At 64.0% G+C, this 3,590-nt stretch carries 5 protein-coding genes; all 5 read left to right on the top strand.

Annotation, left to right across the window (positions count from 1 at the left end):
* Window positions 1-148 precede the first annotated feature (148 nt).
* Window positions 149-535 carry an acyl-CoA thioesterase gene (locus tag AUR66_RS01505; protein WP_058570764.1) on the top strand — a complete coding sequence of 129 codons (387 nt, stop codon included), beginning with the start codon at window positions 149-151 and terminating at the stop codon, window positions 533-535.
* Between the two features lie 139 nt (window positions 536-674).
* Window positions 675-1,151: a 6-pyruvoyl trahydropterin synthase family protein gene (locus tag AUR66_RS01500; protein WP_058570763.1), complete on the top strand. Its 477-nt coding sequence runs from the start codon at window positions 675-677 to the stop codon at window positions 1,149-1,151.
* Window positions 1,151-1,924: a 7-carboxy-7-deazaguanine synthase QueE gene (locus tag AUR66_RS01495; protein ID WP_058570762.1), complete on the top strand. Its 774-nt coding sequence runs from the start codon at window positions 1,151-1,153 to the stop codon at window positions 1,922-1,924. Before AUR66_RS01500 ends, AUR66_RS01495 begins: the two co-directional genes overlap by 1 nt.
* A 30-nt stretch (window positions 1,925-1,954) precedes the next feature.
* Window positions 1,955-2,728, top strand: coding sequence for a 7-cyano-7-deazaguanine synthase QueC (queC, locus tag AUR66_RS01490; RefSeq protein ID WP_082682087.1), 774 nt, complete (start codon window positions 1,955-1,957; stop codon window positions 2,726-2,728).
* Between the two features lie 148 nt (window positions 2,729-2,876).
* Window positions 2,877-3,590 (top strand): class I SAM-dependent methyltransferase (locus tag AUR66_RS01485; protein ID WP_058570765.1); only part of this gene is annotated, 714 nt, incomplete at its 3' end.

Below are 3,590 nucleotides of genomic sequence, written 5' to 3'. Positions count from 1 at the left end.
GGTCGCGTTCGAACGTCTGGCGGGTCGTCGCACTTCACGGACGCCGTGTCCCAACACCCGACCTGTCCGTCTCGACGGCCAACTAACGGACGAGAACGGTCACGACGAACCGCCGGGGCTATATCCTTCGCCCGTGTCCCGCAGTCCAATGACTGTCGTCGCCGAAATTGCCGTTCGATTCCGTGACCACGACTCCTTCGGGCACGTCAACAACGCCGTCTACGCGACGTACTGTGAGCAAGCGCGTGTCGAGTACTTCGAGTCGGTACTCGACGTTCCTCTCCCCGAACTCGACATCGTCGTCGCGCACCTCGAACTCGACTACCGAGCACCCATCGAGGGTATCGGAACCGTCGAAGTCGAAGTCGAGGCGGGCGAACCCGGTGGGAAGAGTTTCCCACTCTTCTACGAACTCTCCTACGAGGGTGACGTCGTCGCAACCGGAAAGACGATTCAAGTCGCGATGGACGAGTCCGGAACACCGACTCGCGTCCCAGACTCGTGGCGTGAAGCGATAGCGAACCAGTCCGAGTAGGGAACGTTCCAGAGCAGGCACTCCCGTCCGTCTTCTTCGTGAGTGAGCGACGGGTTCGGCCACCCCACCCGACGCGAACCAGATTCGAGTGACGACGCCGAGACAGCGAGATTAAGTAGTCTGCAAATAATCTCTGGGTATGCCCCAGGGAACACTCAAACAAACACGACAGTCTGCTGACGAGGCAGCGGACTCACTTGCGCGGGCGGGCGAACGTGTCTTGCACATCGGTCGCGACCGGCCAATCCGCATCAGCGCCGGCCATCGCCTCCTCCACCACGACGGCAAGTGTAGTCGCCCACACGGCCACAACTACGAAATCGCGGTCCGTGTCGTCGGCGAACTCACCGACGAGGGTTGGGTCGTGGACAAAGGCGTCGTGACCGACGTCATCGACGAGTGGGACCACCGATTCCTCGTCGAAGACGGCGACCCACTCGTCGACGCGTTCGAGTTGTCGGGTGACGCCGACGGGATGGTCGTCCTCGACGCGCCACCGACGGCCGAGGTGATGGCCGTCGTCCTCGAAGCGAAACTCGAAACAGCGCTTCCCGACACCGTCTCCGATATCTCGGTCGAAGTCAGCGAGACGGCGGAACTCTGTGCAGGATTCTGATGCCAGTCTCCGATTCGGTTTCGCGACCCGACACCGACGCCGACGGGGACCGACTCCCTATCAACGAACTGTTCGCGTCGCTGCAAGGCGAGGGAAAACTCGCCGGCGTCCCGAGTACGTTCGTCAGGACGAGTGGGTGCAACCTCCGGTGTTGGTTCTGTGACTCGTACCACACCTCGTGGGAACCGACCCACGCGTGGATGGGTGTCGAAGAAGTCGTCGCCGAAGTCGACGCACTCGCACCCGAACACGTCGTCGTCACCGGCGGCGAACCCCTCGTCCACGACGAGACGGCGACGCTCCTGTCCGAACTCGCCGACGAGTACCACCTCACCGTCGAGACGAACGGGACGCTCGAAACCGACGCCCCAGTCGACTTAGCGAGCATCAGCCCCAAACTCGCGTCATCGACACCGACCCCGGAAAATGCGCCGACAGACACTGACCCCGGTGTCTGGACGGACAAACACGAGTCGGCCCGCATCGACCTCGATTCGCTCGCCTCGCTGGTCGACCACGCCGACGACTTCCAGTTGAAGTTCGTCGTCACCGGCCGTGACGACCTGCCCGAAATCGAATCACTGGTCGACGACATACGCGGCGTGACGAGTCGTGAGGTCCGTGACAGCGACGTGCTTCTCATGCCCGAAGGGCAGACCCGCGACGCCCTCGCTCGAACCCGAACCGACGTTGCCGACCTCGCGGCCGAGTTCGGGTATCGCTACACGCCTCGCCTGCACGTCGACCTCTGGAACGACGCACCCGAAACCTGAGTATCCCTGACTGAACTCTCACCCATCACGATGACCGACGAGACATCTACAAACGACGAATCTACTGACGACGCACCTACCGACGCATCTTCCGACGACACCGCACCCGACGAGAGACGCGCCGTCGTCCTCCTCTCCGGCGGTATGGACAGTGCGACGACTGCCTTCGAAGCGAAGGAGCGTGGCTACGAGATATACGCACTCCACACCTCCTACGGCCAGAAGACCGAGTCGAAAGAGTACGAGTGCGCCCGCGCCCTCGCCGACGAACTCGACGCCCGTGACTTCCTCCACATCGAGACGAGTCACCTGAAGCAAATCGGCGCGTCGTCGCTCACGGACGACTCGATGGCCGTCGAAGACGCCGACATGGACGCAGACGAGATTCCATCCTCGTACGTCCCCTTCCGGAACGCGAACCTCCTGTCGATGGCCGTCTCGTACGCCGAAGCCAACGACTGTGACGCCGTCTTCGTCGGCGCGCACTCGGAAGACTACTCGGGCTATCCCGACTGTCGGCCCGAGTTCTTCGAGGCGTTCGAGGCGATGGTCAAAGTCGGGACGAAGCCCGACACCCACATCTCGCTCGAAGTGCCGTTCGTCCACGACTCGAAGACCGATATCGCCCGACGCGGCCTCGAACTCGGTGTCCCGTTCGAACACACGTGGTCGTGCTACCGCGCCGAGGAACCCGCCTGCGGCACCTGTGACTCGTGCGCGTTCCGGTTGCAGGCGTTCCAGAACCTCGGCGAACGTGACCCGATTCCGTACGCGGAGCGACCCGACTACGTCGACGCCGAATAGGATGCGACGCCGAATAGAATGACGCCGCCGGATAGAATGACGCCGCCGGATAGAATGACGCCGCCGGATAGAATGACTCGGACGGTGTGCCGACTCACGCGGCGCGCCGCCGGCCTGCTTTATCTCACTTCTGACCGAACCGTCGGCTATGAGCGACGACAAGCGCCGGACTGCCGCCCACTTCGGTGACGCCGCCGAGTCGTACTTCGAGAGCGAGGTTCACCGTCTCGGTGACGACCGGGAGACACTCGCGGCGTGGTGTCGCGATGCGACCCGCGCACTTGACATCGCGACGGGTGCTGGCCACACAGCAGGTGCAATCGACGAAGCGGGTGTCCCGAGCGTCGTCGCCACCGACGCGGCACCACAGATGGTCGCCACCGCGGTCCGCGAGTACCCCGTCACCGGCGTCGTCGCCGACGCCGAGCGTCTCCCGTTCGCGGACGAGTCGTTCGACGCTGCGGCGTGCCGAATCGCCGCCCACCACTTCCCCGACCCGGAGGCGTTCGTCGCCGAAGTCGCCCGCGTCCTCGAACCCGGCGGCGTCCTCGCGTTCGAAGACAACGTCGCGCCCGACGACGACGAACTCGCGGCGTTCCTCAACGGGGTCGAACGCCTCCGCGACCCGACGCACGTCGAACTGTATCCAGTCTCGCAGTGGCGCGCGTGGTTCGAAGACGCCGGTCTCTCGGTCGAAACAGTCGAAACCGCGAAACTCACGCTCGAATTCGACCCGTGGACCGAGCGAACCGGCGTCTCTCCCGCCGACCGGGCGGAACTCGAACGTCGCTTCCGGGAGGCACCGCCCGCGGCGAAGGAGGTGTTCGAAGTCGAGTTCGACGACGGGTCCGACGACGAGGCC

Source organism: Haloferax profundi (assembly GCF_001469865.1).
Taxonomy (GTDB): domain Archaea; phylum Halobacteriota; class Halobacteria; order Halobacteriales; family Haloferacaceae; genus Haloferax; species Haloferax profundi.
Note: the sequence above shows the minus strand (reverse complement) of the source record. Positions and strands in the feature narration are given on the sequence as shown.